We start from the raw sequence: 15,542 nt of genomic DNA on the forward strand, positions 1-15,542 counted from the left end.
CTTCGGAAATCCACTTCGACAGGATCAAGTATCCTGAGCATCACCATGTCCGACAGCCAGAAAAACACCTTCCTCCCTCCTCCCGCCACCGAGACCGACGTCTACGCCATCCATGGTGCCGACCCCGAGGTGCTCGCCTACGCCATGGCCAAGTACTCCCGCTCCGCTCTCACCATGAAGGAGTCGCTCGCCGAAATCAGCTCCCAACGCGCCGAGCAGTTCCTCAACACCTTCTACTTCGCCTACGGCCATCGCTCCATCGCCGACCTCGCCCACATCCCCTTCGCCATCGAGCGCCTCTCCCTTCTCGCCGCCATCGAACTCGTCGACGAGACACGCTGGGACGGCCAGGAGCGCTCCACCCGTTATCAAAACTTCCGCCTCTCCGGCTGGTTCACACCAGACCTCGGCTCCGAAACCCCCGCCTTCACCGCCGCCGTCGGGCGACTCTTCACCACCTACGACAAGATCAGCGTCGGCATGCTCACCGCGCTCAAGGCCGCCATTCCGCAGCCCGAATCCATGAAGCCCGACGCTTACGAGCGCACGCTCAAGGCCCGCGCCTTCGATGTCGCCCGCTACCTCCTGCCGCTCGCAACGAACACTTCCCTCGGCCAGATCGTCAACGCTCGCACCCTTGAAACCCAGGTCTCCCGCCTGCTCACGAGCAACTTCGCCGAGGTCCGCCAACTCGGCGAAAAGCTCCGCACCGCCGCCTCCGAGCCAGCCTGGAACGTCCAGCACGGAGCCGGCGAGGTTCTCTGCGAAGAGATTGCCTCCCTCGACGCCGACTGCGGCCGACGCGCTCATGAGGCCTTCCTGCGCCCCGTCAAAACCGCGCCCACGCTGGTCAAGTACGCAACCCCCAACGACTACCAACGCGAAACCCGCAGCGAACTAGCCCACGCTGCACGCGTCCTCATGGGCACCCAGCCCATCGCCCCCTCGCCCGCGGTCGATCTCCTCGACGGCGACGAGCCCCTCGAGGTCGAACTCGCCACCTCGCTCCTCTACCCGCACTGCCACCACCCCTACCGCCAGATCAGGCATAACGTCGCGGCTCTCAGCGCCAACCAACGCGGTGAGATCGTCTCCCTCGGCACCAAACATCGAGGCCGTCACGACGAACTCCTCCGCAGCTTCTCCTCCGGCCACAGCCTTCGCTTCGACATCCTCATGGACATCGGCGGCTTCCGCGACATGCACCGCCATCGCCGCTGCGTCCAGCTCCTCCAGCCCTACACCGACCTCCACGGCTACGACGAGCCCATCTGCCCCGGTCAGCCCACGCTCGCCGAAGCGGGCCTCGCCACCGTTTACAGCGAAGCTCTCGCCGCCATCTCCACCACCTACCGCACCCTGCGCGACAGCGATGTTCCCGAGGCTGCGCAATCGGCGCAGTACCTTCTCCCACTGGCAACTCGTTGCCGTTCACTCTTCAAGATGGACTTCGCCGAAGCCCTCTACATCTCCGAACTCCGCTCCGGCGTTGCCGGCCACTTCAGCTACCGCCGCGTAGCCTGGGAGATGTACAAGGCCATCGCCCACAAACACCCATCGCTCGCCCAATATTTCCGCATCGAAGACGTCAACGAACCGGTAGATCTACTCCGGCGATAGTGCAACAACAACCAGCGAAACCAAACTAGGACGCCCCTGTCCGCGGTCGTCGCCGTTTTTTGTCTCCGGGATTTATATCGCCCGACCGAAGAAGATCCAAAAACTTCTGTACGACAATATTTGTTTCGCTGCCACGCCAGATCACGATGGCGTCCAGTTGAATGCCTTTGCCCTGCAATGGTCGAAAGACCACATCGTTGCTGTGAAGATGTTGGACACACTTGGGTACCAGCGAAACTCCCTCGCCGGCTTCAACCATCGTCAGAACGGATTGCCATGACGGCGGCGTATCTCCAATCTTCGGGGAGAACTTCGCAGTTTGGCACATCGACACGATCCCGTCGAAGATCTCCGGTGCGCCATCGCGGTAGTAAAGCACTAGTTTGTTCGACGCGAGTGCTGAAGGCGCAACCTCCGCGTTTGCCGCAAGAGGATGATCCTTCGGCAATGCGACCACGACAGGCTCGCGAAAAAGTTTTATTTGATTCACCAGATGTTTCGCCTCTGCCGAAACGCTCCGCGTGAAGCCAATATCGATCTGCCCGTTGAGAAGCGCGTCGATCTGCTCAGACGGTACCCGCTCCCTCAGTGCGAGAGTTATAGCAGGAGATTGCCGACGAAACTTGCGGATCAGTCGAGGAAGAAACGAAGCCGTTACAGGGCCACAAAGGCCAACCGTCAATTTGCCGGTAGTTCCCAGCGACGATTTCTTTGTCAGTTCAATCGCGCGTTCTGCCCGCAGCAGTATCTCACGTGCCTCCTCCCAGAAAATCGTCCCCTCCGGTGTCAGCCAAACCTCGCGCTGATTTCGATGCAGCAGCGTAGCACCCAACTCACGCTCGAGATCACGAACCTGACCGCTCACTCCCGACTGCGAGACATTCAACCGCCTTGCGGCGAGGGTGAAACTTCGGTTCTCGGCAACAGCGCAGAAGTATCTAAGGTGACGCAGTTCCATGGCAAGCAGCCTATCACCGTTCTCCTTGTACAGTTATCAGTCTTATCGATGACAGTTAGTAAAACAAACAGTGTTACTTCTAACCAGCGCTACGCTCCAATCCGCAAGACTCGTTCCGCAAGCGCTGGCGGAATGATTCCATGCAATTCAACCCCGGCGCTTAATCGAAGGAGAAAAACATGACATCGACCTATTCCCCAGCTATCTCAGCGAACACGGTGAGGTACGAAACACTCTCTGTGGATGGCATCAGCATCGCGTATCGAGAAGCGGGCGATCCCTCACACCCGAAGCTCGTTCTACTGCACGGCTTCCCGTCTTCTTCCCATCAGTATCGAAACCTTATCCCTGCGCTCGCTGACCGCTTCCACGTCATCTCGCCCGACTACCCCGGCTTCGGAAACAGCGACACACCAGATCCTTCCACCTTTCCCTACACCTTTGACAAGTTCTCCGAAGTCATCGACCGCTTTCTGGACAAAAAGGGTTTCAAGCGATTCGGAATGTTCCTCCAGGACTACGGCGGCCCGGTAGGATTTCGTATCGCCACGAAAAAGCCGGAGCAGTTGGAGTGGCTCGTCATCCAGAACACAAACGCCTACGAAGTCGGCTTCACGGATGCATGGGGTGGACTGCGCAACGCACTATGGAAGGATCGCAGCCCCGAGAACGAGGCAGCAGTTGCAGGCCTCCTCGAACTCGACACCGTAAAGGCCGTATACCTGACAGGTTCGACGAAACCAGAACTCATCAGTCCCGACAACTGGAACTCCGACTACCTTCTAACCCTGCAGCGTCCACACGGCAGACAGATTCAGCTCGACCTCTTCTACGACTATCGCACCAACGTCACACTCTATTCAAAGTGGCAGGCCTTCCTCAAAGAGCGCCAGCCGAAAACAATCATCTTCTGGGGACAGGGCGACATCTTCTTCACGCCGGCCGGCGGCGAAGCCTACCTCAACGAGCTCCCCAATGCGGAGATCCATCGCCTCAGTGCAGGACACTTCGCAGTAGAGGATTGTTTGCCCCACATCGCTCAGCACATCCATCGTTTCTATGACGCCAACGTCGCCGCGAAGAAGTAGCGGACAATAGATATCTCAACCTCATCGCATAAAAACACCCCAGCGCGAAACACAAGCCGCGATGGGGTGTTTTCTAGAATTATGTTCCTCAAAACTCAAAATTAGTGAACCGTCGAAGCGACAATGGCGGTAGCAATTACACCTGTAGCGGCTGCTGCAAGAACGTAGTTTCCATCGACATCACGCCATTCATAGCCACGCGGCGGTTCCTGCAGGTGATAGTGACGATAGTCGACCCGCTGGCCCCTATCCCAATCTTCGTGATGAATCTGGGCACCTTTCTTCCATTCGTCATGACGAACATAGTGATCGTGGTCATGATCTTCAGCGAATGCGAGGCCCGCACTAAGAGTTGCGGCCAAAGTTGTAAAGGCTAAAGCTTTGCGAAGTAGTCTCATATACGCTCCTGGACAATTCGATTCGCATAAAACATGTCGCGTTGCTTGCCTGGACCACCAGACTGCGAAGCCAAATCATCGTTAAAATTGCTTCGCTGCGTGCAACTTCTGGCTCATTGAAAACGTCTGCGCCGAGTGGCATCTTCAAGACAAAGATCATATTTATTTTGTCGATTGATAATTCGTCACCGAATAGCCGCAACGTTACTAGTCGACTATTCTTTCTCAGAAAGTAAACTGTTATCCGAATCACTCTTGAACACAATGCAGAGGTCTGTTCAATGGGAAAGTTGATGTATGAATCCCGCAGCCGCGTGCTGACGGCTGTGTGTCTTGCCTCGTCTGTTCTGCTCTTTTCTGCAGGGTGCGCTTCTGGTGGCGGATCAGGCTCGCTGCCTGCAGATACCCACGCCACACTGCTCATCACAGCGACAAACAACGCGAAGATCCCAATCTTCAAATTCAATATTCAAACTCTTACGCTTCTGGCCGACGACGGAACATCTGTCCCCATACTCACCACGCCACAACTCGTGGAGCTCGGCTCCATCAATGGAGTCGCACGTCCCCTTGTCACCATAGATATTCCTCAGAAAACCTATGTCTCCGTCAATCTGGCTTACGGCCCATCGAACTTCGTTGTAATCGATCGAAGTGCTGGTCCCGGAAATATCGACACGGCCACCTACAAATTAGCTCCTCAAACGGCTCCGACTATCGCAGTGAAATTTTTGTTGAAGACTCCGCTGGTGATCACCGGGAGCGCAATGGGCATGCTGCTCAATCTTAATATTCCGCAGTCGACGACATACACTCCATTTTTCGATGGTTCATCTACGTTGGCTCCAGGCGGGGGCGACACCACCTTCAACCCTGTCTTTTCAATCTCGGCCGTTACGCTTGCCGCAAATCCCAGCACGCTTCAAGATGGCAAGGTGGAAGATGTACATGGTCAGGTCACTGCCAACTCCGACAGCGCCCTTACGATCGCGACTGACAGCGGTAGTTCTTTCACCTTCGACACCCCTTCTTCCACGGTCTTTACAGGCGTGAGTGGCGCCACACCGCCGATTGGCAGCTACGTCGATGTGGACGCCGCACTTGAGGCGGACGGCTCCATGCTCGCTACTCACATCCAAACGGAAGCGACTTCATTGCAGTACGACATGATTGGCCAGGTCATCGATTACACATCTCAAACCTACATCGCAAGCTCGGGCCGCGAGCAACAAGGTCCCAATCTCGTTAATGAGTTCTACAGCAACTACCTCCAGATCGACATGTCTACGCAGTTCGAGATCTCGTGGCCCGGTGGCACCGCGCCAGCGGGCCTTCCATTCACGCCGACTCTGAACGCCGAATCCATTCTTCCGGGGCAAAATATCGCTACGCCAATCGAATCGCTGCAATCTGTCGGCAATGTCTATCCCGTGCCGAACATTGTCACGCTGGAGCCCCAGACCATCAATGGTACGGTCGCAGCAATCTCGAATGTGAGCGGCCAGACCTCGTACCAGATCACCTTGTTCAACGACGATCTCATTGCATTGTTCGGTTCGACGCAAACCGTTGCAGCCTACTCCACCGCCGAAACCCATACCATTACAACTTCACCTCTGTCAGTCGGTTCGGTTGCACGTGTGCGTGGACTTCTCTTCGACGACGGAGGCACACTCCGCATGGTCGCAACCGAGATCGAAGACGGCGTCCCCGGTTACGGAGCTGGTATCCCATTTTAGGACCTCTTCCGTAACATTTTATGTTCGCCTTTTATTTGCTTTTCCCGTTTTGAATGCTAGAATCCCAAATTGAAACATCAACCTCCCTCTCACCCACCGCTCAGGAGCGAAATATCGTGGCAGATGACCGCAGCAAGGCAATAGAACTGGCCCTTTCTGGGCTGGAAAAGCAGTTTGGCAAAGGTTCCATCATGCGGCTCGGCTCGAAGGACGTCGTGCCGATTTCGGTCATCTCTACCGGCTCCATCTCTTTCGACGCAGCCCTCGGTGTAGGCGGCGTCCCACGTGGACGCGTCATCGAAATCTTCGGTCCTGAGTCCTCGGGCAAAACCACCATCACCCTCCAGATCATTGCCGAAGCTCAGAAGTCCGGCGGCCTCGCAGCCTTTGTCGACGCCGAACACGCGCTCGACCCCGCATACGCCGCAAAGCTTGGCGTAGACATCGATAACCTCCTCGTCAGCCAGCCCGACTACGGCGAACAGGCCCTTGAGATCGTCGAAGCCCTCGTCCGCTCAAACGCCATCGACGTCCTCGTGGTCGACTCCGTCGCCGCTCTGGTCCCCAAGGCCGAACTCGACGGCGAGATGGGCGACTCCCACATGGGCCTCCAGGCGCGTCTCATGTCGCAGGCCCTCCGCAAGCTCACCGGAACGGTCTCCAAGTCCCGCACCTGCCTCATCTTCATCAACCAGATCCGCGAGAAGATCGGTGTCATGTTCGGCAACCCTGAAACCACCACCGGCGGCAAGGCCCTCAAGTTCTACTCGTCCGTCCGCATCGACATTCGCCGCATCGGCGCAGTCAAGGACGGCGATTCGGTTGTCGGCTCCCGCACCAAGGTCAAGATCGTCAAGAACAAGGTCGCCGCCCCCTTCCGCGACGCGGAGTTCGACATTCTCTACGGCGAAGGCATCTCTCGTGAGGGCGACGTCCTCGACCTCGCCGTACTCCACAACATCGTCGACAAGAGCGGAGCCTGGTACAGCTATCAGGGCGAGCGCATCGGCCAGGGACGCGAAAACGTCCGCACCTTCATGAAGGACAACAAGGACGTCTTCGCCCGCGTAGACGCCGAACTCCGCAAGAAGCTCGGCATCTCAGGCGTGGCCTCTGCCGACGTCCCGCCGGTTCCTGCCGACGGTCCCGTTCAGGCCAAGGAAGCCGTCCGCGCTAAAAAGTAGTCTGCAAAAGCAGGGGATCACAACAAGAAACGCCGGCGACCCAATCGCCGGCGTTTCTTCGTTCGACAAACTATCAGGAAAAACGCTGTCAAGCCCCATGCAATCCCAAACGATTGCAAACAAACCACATGTCCGTGGCGTATGAGTTATGCCAAACAATTTATACTGGAAACAGAATCAAAAAAGCCCCGAGTTTATTCGGGGCTTTTTTATGCGATCAAGCCAGCCAACGGCAATAACCCCTTTGCTTGGACGATTTTGGCTGCAAGTCTTTTAGAATGAAGATTTTGCGCACATCTAATGCCTGTAAGTTATTCAAAATAAATAGTTTACACGAAGGCAACCGGGGGGGGGTACCTTCAGAATCAGGAGAAAACCAACCCGGAGCTGGAGCGTTCCTACTCCATCCCCTCGCCGCCACCGGGACCACCTGGAGGAGGAGGCGCACCCTGACCACCGGGACCGTTATTGCCGCCCCCCATTCTCGTGCGGCGATGTTCGCGCTGCTCGGCCTGCAGCTTGGTCCACTGGTCGGGCGTCAGCACATTGCGAATGCCCAGCAACATCTTTGCGTTCGCTTTTTCAAGCTCTGCGCGAGCCTGAGCCGCCTGATCGATCTGCGCCAGGATCTTGTTCGTATCCGGAGGGTTCGCTGCCAGCATCGGCTCCATCAGAACCTCCTGCTTCTCGACATTGGCTCTGAGATCGATCAACTGCAGCCTGCTCTGCTGCAGGATGTCATCCATCTTCTTCTGCTGGTCCGGCGTCAGCGCCAGCTTCTGGATCAGGTCGGCGTTATGCCACCAGATTCCCGGAGGTCCGATGCGAAGACCGCCATGCATCCCTTCGCCTCCTCCCCAACCCCCGCGGCTGCGATCCATCCCTCCGCCGGGCTGCGGAGGGCCTCCTGCGGGTGGTTGTGCCGGCAACAAAGTTGCAGAAAGAGTCGCGAATAAAACAATCGAAAGTACAGGTTTCAAGCGCATATCAGTTTGTCCTTTGGTCTGAAGTAGAAGTCGTCGAGGTGGTCTCGTCGGTTGGGTCGGCCAGCGGCTGCATCGGCGAAGGCACATCGGCAGAAACCTTCTGGTCGATATCGGAGAGCAAAGCCTCATCCGACTCAGCGCTCTGAGCAGCCACCGCAGCAGCCTTCACCGCCTCGCGAGCAGCCGATTGCCGGTGCAATGTGATGGGAAAAAGGGCAGCGACGAAGATCACCCCCGCTGCAGCCCAGTAAAGGGGTTGCGAGAGCACGCTGTGTGGAGGCGCAATCGACGATCGCTGTGCGTAGCTCTGCGCGAACTGCTGCCGCGAGTAAGCGACCGACGCATCACGGAAGTGAGAGAGCGAATCGCGTAGGCTCTTCAACTCAGCTGAGCAGATCAGGCAAGCCTGAAGATGCTGTCCGACGACATCGGTGTCGCGATCGTCGACAGACTGTTGGGACGAGTCGGCGAGAAGAACATCGCAGAGTTGCTCGTGAGTAAGGTGGAGGTTCATAGAGAGTCCTTGAGAGCAGCGGTATGGCGAGCCCGAATGGTCGCGAGGGCGCGGTAGAGATGTGTCTTGACAGTGCTGATCGGCAAACCGGTAATACTGGCAATCTCGGAGAGCTCAAGCTCCTCAAGAAAGCGGAGAAGGAAGATGCTTCGCTGACGCTCCGAGAGCTGCGCAACACTCTCCCAAACCAAGGCCATCTGCTCGCTGGCGATCAGGCGCGATTCGAGCGAGCTGTCGCGATGCGGAACATGGGCTGAGATATCGGATACATCGACGGCGGTATCAGAGACCTTCTTCCAGAACTTGAATCGGTCTGTACGGGTGTGATCGCGAACCAGGTTCAGAGCGATGCGCATGAGCCATGTTGATATCGAGCAATCGCCGCGGAAGTTGCTGCGCGCCGACCAGGCCCGGACGAAGGTGTCCTGGGTCAGAGTCTGCGCAACATCGCGATCTCTGATTGAGACCAGATGAAACCTGAAGATTCGCTGTTCATAGGTAGCAACGATCGAATCCATGTCGTCGAGCGGAGTAGCCGGCGCCTTTTGTGCGACGAGCGTCGGCCGCTCGGTGGAGAGACTGTCGGAACTGAGAGCTTGTGATGGCATGAAGGAACCGTGGTCGTGTTACCGCCGAATGTTTTGGCTATTGGAAGAGACGCCTGAGGGTACTCGCAAGACTACAGAAAAGCGTGGATTTATTTTTTATGGAGAAAGCAAGGTATGCTGCTCATGCATGCATACCGTAAAAGCGATCTACCCCGGGACCTTCGATCCACTGACCAACGGGCACCTCGACCTGATCGCCCGAGGATCGAAGATTGTGGATCAGTTAGTGGTTGCGATCCTTCGTAACTCCGAAAAGGGGACGCCTCTGTTCACCGTTCCCGAGCGCGAAGAGATGATCACTGAGGCGACCCGCAGCTTTGGCAATGTCTCAGTTACCACATTCGACGGTCTTCTGGTCGACTTTGCCCGGCAACAAGGAGCTAAGGCCGTCCTGCGAGGTATTCGGGCCATCAGCGACTACGAGTATGAGTTCCAGATGGCGATGATGAATCGGAAGCTCGATCCTGAGCTCGAAACGCTCTTCATGATGCCTGCAGAAAAGTACACTTACGTCAGTTCAAGGCTGATTAAGGGTGTCTTTCAGCTTGGCGGCGACGTCAGCGCACTTGTGCCGCCACTAGTCGTCGAGCGCCTTAAGGCCAAGGTTCCAAACCGGCTCTAAAGGCCATGAGAAGACTTGCTCCCTTTATCTCGTGGACTAAATCTGCCAAACTAGAGATATGACCACCGCGACAGCCACGAAGATATTTGCCGACCGCATCGGCCGAATCGAAGTTTCCGCAACCATGGCGATCACAGCCGCAGCGTTGAAGCTCAAGTCTGAAGGCGTGAATCTTGCAGACTTCGGTGCGGGAGAACCTCACTTCTCCACCCCGCGTCACATCAAGGACGCAGCCATCGAGGCGATCGAGAAGAACTTCACGCGCTATACGAACGTGGCTGGCATTCCCGAAGTGCGCAAAGCGATCGTGGATCGCCACGCCTGCGACTTCGGCTCAAACTACACGCCTGACGAGTGCGTCTTCACCACAGGCGGCAAGCTAGCTCTTTTCAATGCTATTCAGGTTTTGGTTGACCACGGCGATGAAGTTATTCTTCCCGTCCCTTATTGGGTCTCTTTCAAGGACATCATTCAGTACGCGGGTGGCAAGGTTGTTTTGGTCGAGAGCAAAGAAGCAGAGAACTTCCGCATCACCGCAAAGATGATTGAGACTGCGATCACGCCGAAGACCAAGGCAATCATCCTTAACACCCCATCGAATCCTTCTGGTGCTGTGGTCGCTCCCGAGGATCTGGAAGCTATCGTCCGCTTGGCTCATAAGCATGGCATTTATGTTTTGCTCGATGAGTGCTACGTCTACCTGACGTTCACGGGAGACGTTGTCAGCGGAGGCTCATTCACTGACTGCAAAGAGCACATCGTTGTACTAGGTTCGCTCTCGAAGACCTATGCGATGACAGGTTGGAGAGCGGGTTTTGCTCTTGGTCCAAAGCCGATCATCGCGGCTATGAGCAAGCTGCAGTCTCAGAGCACTTCAAACACCGCCAGTATGGTGCAGCGAGCGTCAATTGCTGCGCTCACTGGGTCGCAGGAATGCGTCTCGGAGATGCGCGCCGACTACATCAAACTGCGTGATCAGGCTCTGGCAGGCTTCAAGACCATACCAGGCCTTACCTGCACTGTTCCGCAAGGAGCCTTTTATCTGTATCCCAATATCAGCAAGTTCCTTGGCAAGGGCGGTATTACGTCGGCATCTGATTTGGCCGCGAAGCTGTTGAGCGAGGCCCATGTTGTTGTCGTACCCGGAGAAGCCTTTGGTACCTCAGAACATATTCGGCTCTCCTACGCCGTTTCGCACGACGTTGTGGATGAAGGGGTAAAGCGCATGCGAGAGTACTTCGCATCGTTGAGTTAGCTGTTGATCTTACGTCTGGACCGCACTGCTCGTTTACAGTGCGGTCTTTTTACTAAGATGGAGGCTTATGCCCATTGAAGGCAGTAAGACGGAGCTGAAGTTCGCTCCGGTAATTCTTGCAGGCGGCAGCGGAACACGGTTCTGGCCTCGTAGCCGAAAGGCGCGTGCGAAGCAGGTGTTGGCTCTGGATGGAGAGCGCACCATGATTCAGCAGACGGTTGAGCGTCTGACTCCGCTGGTTGATCCCGCCGAAGTCTGGGTGATTACGAACAGCCTGCTGGATGACCTTATCGCCGAGCAACTTCCTGAGGTGTCTCGCGAGCATATCCTGAGCGAACCTGCGGCGAGGAATACTGCGCCTGCGTGTGCTCTTGCTGCGTTCCTGCTGGAGCCGAGTTCACCAGAGACGGTGATTGGCATCTTTCCGTCCGATCATGTGGTGAAGAATATAGCTCGGTTTGCGGAGGTGATTCGCGCTGGGATTGCCCTTGCTGCGAGTGGGGAGAAGATTGTCGTTCTTGGCGTTCCTCCGACGCGCGCTGAGACTGGTTATGGCTACATCGAACTGGGCGAGGTTGTGAAGCCTTCGCAGGTTCCTGGCTCAGTTGCGGTTCGTCGTGTGAAGAGGTTCACCGAGAAGCCTAATGCCGAGGTTGCGGAGCAGTTTGTTGCGTCGGGGAACTATGCGTGGAATGGAGGCATCTTCCTCTGGAGTGCGCGAACTCTGGCTAACGCGATTCGCGAGCATTGTCCTGCGATGGCTCCGTTGCTGGAGCGGATTGCTGTGGCTCATCGCACGTCGAAGGAGGAGTTCGAGCGCGTCTTCACCGAGGTTTATCCGCTGTGCGACAACATCAGCATCGACTATGCGGTTCTAGAGCCGCGCTCGGCTAAAGGCGAAGCAGGCGCTGAGATCTACAGTCTTCCAGGCGACTTCGAGTGGAATGATCTGGGCTGCTGGTCGGCGCTGCATGAGCATGCGTCTGGCTGTCCGCCGGAGAACGTTTCGCTGGTGAATGTGTTCGAAGGCGAAGATCCGCTTTGCATCTCGATCGACTCGAGTGGGAACTACATTCACGCTCCAGGTAAGGTGATTGCGCTGGTTGGCGTGACGAATCTTGTTGTGGTTCAGACGAAAGATGCCTTGCTGATTACGACTCGTGAACGATCGCAGGATGTTGGCAAGGTCGTTGCGGAGTTGAAGAGTGCTGGGCGGGAAGATCTCATCTAGCACTGATCTCTAATCTGCGGTCGTGGCATCAATTCATTCAGGAAAATTGAACAAACTATGGCGGAGACAGTTGTAAAGTTTGGCACTGACGGCTGGCGGGGCATCATTGCTGATGACTTCACATATGCGAATGTGCGGGTCGCGGCGGCTGCGATTGCGAACTATGTTTTAGCGAAGGAAGATGCGGCGGCCGGGGTGTGTATCGCTTACGATACGCGGTTCGGCTCGCACTCTTTCGCCAAGGTTGTTGCCGAAGTGCTGGCGGGGGCGGGCATTCCGGTGGCTATGGCCTCGGAGATTACACCGACGCCTGCGCTTTCGTACGCGGTGCGCGAGCGCAAGGCTGCAGGCGGCGTGATGATCACCTCGAGCCATAATCCAGCCGAGTGGAATGGCGTGAAGTACAAGGCCAGCTATGGCGGTTCGGGCAAGCCTTCGATCATGTCTGAGATCGAGAGCTATCTGGATAAGCCGCTGGCGAAGGCGGCGAAGCCTGCGCCTGTCGAGACGGTCGATTTCAACACGGATTACGTTGCTGCGATTGCGCGGTTTGTCGATCTCGATGCCATTCGCTCCTCTGGGTACAAGTTTTTGATCGATTGCATGTATGGCGCGGGCCGGGGGGTGGTTGCGGGCATCTTTTCGCGGGCGGGGGTCCCTTTCGTCGAGATTCGCAATGAGATCAATCCAGCGTTTCCAGGGATCAATCCGGAGCCGATTCTGCCGCATATCAAGGCTTCGCAGGTTGCTGTGGTTGCGGAGAAGTGCGATGCGGGGCTGATCACGGATGGAGATGCGGACCGGATTGGTGCCGTGGATGAGCATGGCAACGTGGTGGATGCGCACAAGATCTTTGCGGTGCTGTTGAAGTGGTTGCTCGAACGCAAGAAGTGGCCCGGCGATGTTACACGCGCCTTCAATACGACGAAGATGCTGGACCGGATCTGCGCGAGGTATGGGCGGCGGTTGCATGAGCACGGGATCGGCTTCAAGTATGTGTGCGACCTGATGCTCGAGCAGGAGATTCTAATCGGCGGCGAAGAGTCGGGCGGCATTGGCATCAGCAGGCATCTGCCGGAGCGCGATGGAATGCTGAACTCGCTGCTGCTGGCCAATGTGATGGCGGATGAGAAGAAGACGCTGGGGCAGCTTGTCGCGGCGTTACAGGAGGAGTTCGGCGAACACCAGTATGGGCGCATCGATATGCACATCGATGAGGAGCTGAAGCAGTCGGCGATTGCAAGAGCCAAGGCTTTGAAGGAGTCGGTGGGAGCGGCGGACTTTGCGGGGTTGAAGGTACTGCGGGTGGAGACGCTGGATGGAATTAAATTCTTTCTGGAGAATCCTGACTGCGCGCGGAAGCCAAATGCGGCGGAGACGTGGCTGTTGCTTCGGGCTTCGGGGACTGAGCCTTTGCTGCGGGTGTACTGCGAGAGCTGTTCTGTAGAGTCGGTGGACCGGGTGCTGGCGGCGGCGAAGACGTTTGTGCTACAGGGTCGTGGCGCTTGAGCGACGACGTCCGCGTGAAGGCGAAGGGCATTTTGTTCGATATGGATGGAGTGTTGATCAGCTCCATTGGTGCTGTGGTGCGTTGCTGGCGGCAGTGGGCGGAGCACTATGAGATTCCGAATGCGGAGGTCTACGAGGTGCCGCATGGGATGCGCGCTATCGAGGTTGTGAAGGCGCTGCGCCCGGATATCGATCCGGAGGAGGGGCTTCGGTATATCGAGGACTTGGAGATGGATGATATGGCTGACCTGGTGGTGTTGCCGGGGGCCAAGGCTCTGCTGGAGAGCCTGCCGGTGGAGCGGTGGGCGATTGTGACCTCGGCGACGAAGAGACTTATGCTGGCCCGGCTGAAGGTGGCGGGTCTGCCGATCCCGGAGCGGATTATCAGCGCGGACATGGTGGAGCGAGGCAAGCCCGATCCAGAACCGTATCGGCGTGGTGCGGAGCTGTTGGGATTGCGGCCAGAGGATTGTCTGGTGGTGGAAGATGCGCCTTCGGGTGTAGGTGCAGGTTTGGCTGCTGGTGCTCGCGTGCTTGGCGTGGTGGGGACGCACAGCGCTGAAGAATTGGTAGGTGCCCAGTGGATTGTAGGGTCGCTTGAGGGCGTAAAGGTGACCGTAAGTGCAGAGGGGCTGGAGCTTCGATTCACTCCTCTGACCTGAGTTAGAGAGAGTTCGCGTCGATAGATGGTGGGTTCTCTTGACCGACACTTGTGATTCCTCTCTTCGACTCGAGGGTCCCCCCCCATTACCTTGGCGTAAGTTGCTTTGTATCAACTACTTGCGAGACATCGTTCCTTGCAAATTCTTCATTACAAAAGTCTTACGGCTAAATTCCTCCAGCCAAAGGAGTTACGGCCAGAGTCTGCCTTGAGACGCGAAAAAGCCCCGGGGTTGCCGGGGCTTTTCTTAGTCTGAGTCAACTATAGCGAATTGAATGGAACTCATACGCCACGCGTATATAGGTGATTATGAGCTTGTTATGGGCTTTCGGGGCTTGACAAGGTTTTTCCGTCTACCAGTGAATGGAGGGGCTGAAGATGTAGTGGGTTTCGAGGAATGATGCGAGCGGGAAGAGGATCAGCATGATGGCGGTGGCCCAGTAGAAGAGCTGCAGGGGGAGGGTGGCGGAGAGGGAGGGGTGGGGGTAAGGTTCGGCTTCGCGGAAGATGAAGGCGCCGACGAGGGAGATGCCTGCCGAAAGGGCCAGGAGGAGAAGCGAGTCGATGACGCGGTCTCGAATTGCTTGGTGAGGCTGGAGTAGGAGCTGGGGGTCTTCGAGGGTGAAGAAGATGGTGTGGAAGACAGCGAAGAGGGAGAGCAGGCAGAGGAGAAGAGCTACGGGTTTGGCGAGTTCGAGCAGCATGCTCCGGCTCCGCTTGTAGTTTACTGCACAGCCATCCGGTTAATTCGCTGGACCGGCGAAGAGGATGAGATTCCCGTCGGGATCGATCACGATGAAGGTACTGGCGCCCCAGGGTTCCTTCTTTAATGTTTGACGAAAGCGTACTCCTGCGGCCTGGTAGCTCAAAAAGAGCTGTTGGATGTCGTCTGCGGTTGCGAGGGTGAGCGAAGCAGAGAGCAACTGCTCTCGCTCGCGAATATCGCCAACGAACACGGGTTCATCGATCATCCGCAGATTGAGCCGCGCATGGTCTCGGGTGACTTGGCCGAAGTGGGGTGGATCGCCGTAGACGAAGGCAACCGTGAAGCCGAGCTTATCGGTATAGAAATCGCAGGATGCTTTGATGTCTGCAACAAACAGTTGCGCTTCGGTTGAACTGAGAACAGGGCGAAGTAGAGTCTGTTCGGCTTGATGGGTCATGGCGCT

The 15,542-nt window shown here is 56.8% G+C and carries 16 protein-coding genes; 9 read left to right on the forward strand and 7 right to left on the reverse strand.

Going from position 1 to position 15,542, the window contains the following annotated elements; translation table 11 throughout:
* Positions 1–45 precede the first annotated feature (45 nt).
* Positions 46–1,620, forward strand: coding sequence for an FAD-dependent thymidylate synthase (locus HDF14_RS09460; protein WP_183975835.1), 1,575 nt, complete (start codon positions 46–48; stop codon positions 1,618–1,620).
* Between the two features lie 25 nt (positions 1,621–1,645).
* Here the strand turns inward: HDF14_RS09460 and HDF14_RS09465 are convergent, their stop codons facing one another.
* Positions 1,646–2,578 (reverse strand): LysR family transcriptional regulator, encoded by a 933-nt coding sequence (locus tag HDF14_RS09465; RefSeq protein ID WP_183975837.1) that lies wholly within the window; start codon positions 2,576–2,578, stop codon positions 1,646–1,648.
* A 179-nt stretch (positions 2,579–2,757) separates the two neighbouring features.
* Between HDF14_RS09465 and HDF14_RS09470 the strand changes: the two genes are divergently transcribed.
* Positions 2,758–3,666 (forward strand): alpha/beta fold hydrolase, encoded by a 909-nt coding sequence (locus HDF14_RS09470; RefSeq protein WP_183975839.1) that lies wholly within the window; start codon positions 2,758–2,760, stop codon positions 3,664–3,666.
* A 101-nt stretch (positions 3,667–3,767) separates the two neighbouring features.
* Here the strand turns inward: HDF14_RS09470 and HDF14_RS09475 are convergent, their stop codons facing one another.
* Entirely contained in the window at positions 3,768–4,064 is a 297-nt protein-coding gene (locus tag HDF14_RS09475) for an RcnB family protein (RefSeq protein ID WP_183975841.1), read from the reverse strand.
* A 281-nt stretch (positions 4,065–4,345) separates the two neighbouring features.
* On the opposite strand from HDF14_RS09475, the gene HDF14_RS09480 reads away from it, so the two are divergent.
* Together HDF14_RS09480 and recA are read left to right on the forward strand one after the other, a co-directional pair.
* Positions 4,346–5,803, forward strand: a complete 1,458-nt coding sequence (locus tag HDF14_RS09480; RefSeq protein WP_183975843.1) for a DUF5666 domain-containing protein — start codon at positions 4,346–4,348, stop codon at positions 5,801–5,803.
* A 116-nt stretch (positions 5,804–5,919) separates the two neighbouring features.
* Positions 5,920–6,987 carry a recombinase RecA gene (recA, locus tag HDF14_RS09485; protein WP_183975845.1) on the forward strand — a complete coding sequence of 356 codons (1,068 nt, stop codon included), beginning with the start codon at positions 5,920–5,922 and terminating at the stop codon, positions 6,985–6,987.
* Between the two features lie 398 nt (positions 6,988–7,385).
* Here the strand turns inward: recA and HDF14_RS09490 are convergent, their stop codons facing one another.
* From HDF14_RS09490 to HDF14_RS09500, 3 genes are read right to left on the reverse strand one after another with little or no spacing between them, the layout of a single operon-like run.
* Entirely contained in the window at positions 7,386–7,973 is a 588-nt protein-coding gene (locus tag HDF14_RS09490; protein ID WP_183975847.1) for a Spy/CpxP family protein refolding chaperone, read from the reverse strand.
* A gap of 1 nt (position 7,974) precedes the next feature.
* Positions 7,975–8,487 (reverse strand): hypothetical protein, encoded by a 513-nt coding sequence (locus HDF14_RS09495; RefSeq protein ID WP_183975849.1) that lies wholly within the window; start codon positions 8,485–8,487, stop codon positions 7,975–7,977.
* Positions 8,484–9,095 carry an RNA polymerase sigma factor gene (locus HDF14_RS09500; RefSeq protein ID WP_183975851.1) on the reverse strand — a complete coding sequence of 204 codons (612 nt, stop codon included), beginning with the start codon at positions 9,093–9,095 and terminating at the stop codon, positions 8,484–8,486. The genes HDF14_RS09495 and HDF14_RS09500 overlap by 4 nt, the downstream gene beginning before the upstream one ends.
* A 127-nt stretch (positions 9,096–9,222) precedes the next feature.
* Between HDF14_RS09500 and coaD the strand changes: the two genes are divergently transcribed.
* From coaD to HDF14_RS09525, 5 genes are all read left to right on the forward strand, one after another.
* Positions 9,223–9,717: a pantetheine-phosphate adenylyltransferase gene (coaD, locus tag HDF14_RS09505; protein ID WP_183975853.1), complete on the forward strand. Its 495-nt coding sequence runs from the start codon at positions 9,223–9,225 to the stop codon at positions 9,715–9,717.
* Between the two features lie 58 nt (positions 9,718–9,775).
* A complete protein-coding gene (locus HDF14_RS09510; RefSeq protein ID WP_183975855.1) occupies positions 9,776–10,972 on the forward strand; it encodes a pyridoxal phosphate-dependent aminotransferase in 1,197 nt (398 codons plus the stop codon).
* Positions 10,973–11,039: 67 nt separating this feature from the next.
* Positions 11,040–12,203: a mannose-1-phosphate guanylyltransferase gene (locus HDF14_RS09515; protein WP_183975857.1), complete on the forward strand. Its 1,164-nt coding sequence runs from the start codon at positions 11,040–11,042 to the stop codon at positions 12,201–12,203.
* A 57-nt stretch (positions 12,204–12,260) separates the two neighbouring features.
* Positions 12,261–13,712: a phosphoglucomutase/phosphomannomutase family protein gene (locus tag HDF14_RS09520; protein WP_183975859.1), complete on the forward strand. Its 1,452-nt coding sequence runs from the start codon at positions 12,261–12,263 to the stop codon at positions 13,710–13,712.
* Positions 13,709–14,374, forward strand: a complete 666-nt coding sequence (locus tag HDF14_RS09525; RefSeq protein WP_183975861.1) for an HAD-IA family hydrolase — start codon at positions 13,709–13,711, stop codon at positions 14,372–14,374. Before HDF14_RS09520 ends, HDF14_RS09525 begins: the two co-directional genes overlap by 4 nt.
* 352 nt (positions 14,375–14,726) lie before the next feature.
* Here HDF14_RS09525 and HDF14_RS09530 read toward each other — a convergent pair whose 3' ends face one another.
* Positions 14,727–15,077, reverse strand: coding sequence for a hypothetical protein (locus HDF14_RS09530; RefSeq protein WP_183975863.1), 351 nt, complete (start codon positions 15,075–15,077; stop codon positions 14,727–14,729).
* Positions 15,078–15,116: 39 nt separating this feature from the next.
* Positions 15,117–15,536 (reverse strand): VOC family protein, encoded by a 420-nt coding sequence (locus HDF14_RS09535; protein WP_183975865.1) that lies wholly within the window; start codon positions 15,534–15,536, stop codon positions 15,117–15,119.
* Between the last annotated feature and the right edge of the window lie 6 nt (positions 15,537–15,542).

The organism is Tunturiibacter gelidiferens (genome assembly GCF_014201335.1).
GTDB lineage: Bacteria > Acidobacteriota > Terriglobia > Terriglobales > Acidobacteriaceae > Edaphobacter > Edaphobacter lichenicola_E.

Excerpts from the sequence above, each read along its gene's own strand:
- HDF14_RS09460 (WP_183975835.1), top strand. The coding sequence starts at position 46 with ATGTCCGACAGCCAGAAAAACACCTTCCTCCCTCCTCCCGCCACCGAG.
- HDF14_RS09465 (WP_183975837.1), bottom strand. The coding sequence starts at position 2,578 with ATGGAACTGCGTCACCTTAGATACTTCTGCGCTGTTGCCGAGAACCGA.
- HDF14_RS09470 (WP_183975839.1), top strand. The coding sequence starts at position 2,758 with ATGACATCGACCTATTCCCCAGCTATCTCAGCGAACACGGTGAGGTAC.
- HDF14_RS09475 (WP_183975841.1), bottom strand. The coding sequence starts at position 4,064 with ATGAGACTACTTCGCAAAGCTTTAGCCTTTACAACTTTGGCCGCAACT.
- HDF14_RS09480 (WP_183975843.1), top strand. The coding sequence starts at position 4,346 with ATGGGAAAGTTGATGTATGAATCCCGCAGCCGCGTGCTGACGGCTGTG.
- HDF14_RS09490 (WP_183975847.1), bottom strand. The coding sequence starts at position 7,973 with ATGCGCTTGAAACCTGTACTTTCGATTGTTTTATTCGCGACTCTTTCT.
- HDF14_RS09495 (WP_183975849.1), bottom strand. The coding sequence starts at position 8,487 with ATGAACCTCCACCTTACTCACGAGCAACTCTGCGATGTTCTTCTCGCC.
- HDF14_RS09500 (WP_183975851.1), bottom strand. The coding sequence starts at position 9,095 with ATGCCATCACAAGCTCTCAGTTCCGACAGTCTCTCCACCGAGCGGCCG.
- coaD (WP_183975853.1), top strand. The coding sequence starts at position 9,223 with ATGCATACCGTAAAAGCGATCTACCCCGGGACCTTCGATCCACTGACC.
- HDF14_RS09510 (WP_183975855.1), top strand. The coding sequence starts at position 9,776 with ATGACCACCGCGACAGCCACGAAGATATTTGCCGACCGCATCGGCCGA.
- HDF14_RS09515 (WP_183975857.1), top strand. The coding sequence starts at position 11,040 with ATGCCCATTGAAGGCAGTAAGACGGAGCTGAAGTTCGCTCCGGTAATT.
- HDF14_RS09520 (WP_183975859.1), top strand. The coding sequence starts at position 12,261 with ATGGCGGAGACAGTTGTAAAGTTTGGCACTGACGGCTGGCGGGGCATC.
- HDF14_RS09530 (WP_183975863.1), bottom strand. The coding sequence starts at position 15,077 with ATGCTGCTCGAACTCGCCAAACCCGTAGCTCTTCTCCTCTGCCTGCTC.
- HDF14_RS09535 (WP_183975865.1), bottom strand. The coding sequence starts at position 15,536 with ATGACCCATCAAGCCGAACAGACTCTACTTCGCCCTGTTCTCAGTTCA.